Origin of the sequence: Acinetobacter sp. WC-323, from assembly GCF_000314615.1 — a bacterium.
GTDB lineage: Bacteria > Pseudomonadota > Gammaproteobacteria > Pseudomonadales > Moraxellaceae > Acinetobacter > Acinetobacter courvalinii.
On the sequence record NZ_AMZS01000005.1, the window covers coordinates 1 to 808 of the forward strand.

At 48.4% G+C, this 808-nt stretch carries 2 protein-coding genes; both read left to right on the plus strand.

Annotated elements, in window-relative coordinates:
* Positions 1-458, plus strand: a 458-nt coding sequence (locus tag ACINWC323_RS18090) for a BrxA family protein (protein WP_009506392.1), incomplete at its 5' end; no start/stop codon positions are given.
* A partial coding sequence (locus ACINWC323_RS18085; RefSeq protein ID WP_009506390.1) for a S16 family serine protease occupies positions 437-808 on the plus strand: 372 nt, incomplete at its 3' end. The genes ACINWC323_RS18090 and ACINWC323_RS18085, both read left to right, overlap by 22 nt.

The following is an 808-nucleotide window of genomic DNA, read 5'->3' on the forward strand; positions in this document are numbered from 1 at the left end:
GTGAAAGCCGGCTGATCGCGGATCTGTTATTACGAGAAGCGACTCCAGAACAATGGCATCAGGCCATTCAGATTGACAATATTCTGCAAAAAAGAACTGCGGCTTCGGCGCAACGCAATGCCACCGCTATTCGCAAGCGCCTGGAGCGTTTAGAACCTGATTTCTGGAAAGCTTTGCGTGATGGCGATGATGAGCTGGCGACCCAGGTGGCTTTTTGTGGGGCTTTAGAACGGAACCTTTTACTGATTGAGTTTATGGAAACGGTGATGAGAGAGGCCTATATCTCTCAGGCTCAATACCTGGACAGTTATATCTGGTCAGATTTTCTGGAGAAGAACATTTTGTCTCAGTCAAAGAGCAGGGTGGAGGTGGACTTATTCCCGAAGGTCCTGCTAAACCAGGCTTCCTGTATACCATTGGCCTCAGTAATAAGGGCATGCCAGGCTTATACCGCTTAGAACTTCAAGTCACTAAAGGTTCAGGAAAATTGGCGACATCTGGCTTATGGAATTCAAGTAGTGCCAAAGAGCAGGTCAAGATTGCTTTTGATTACTTCAAGGCCAATGCATCCCGGATCTCGGGGGGGAGTAAGGTGCTGGAACATGATTTCCATTTACATGTGGTGGAATTACAGAATACCGGCCCGCTCAGCCATCTTGCTCTGCCAAGTTTAGTGGCTTTCGCTTCTGGCCTCTTAGGACGATCGGTTCAAAGTCAGATGGTGGTACTGGGTGATATGAGCTTGGGTGGTTCAGTGACACCGGTGGAAAGTATTGCCGAATGTCTGCAAGTTGCTTTTGATGCGGGT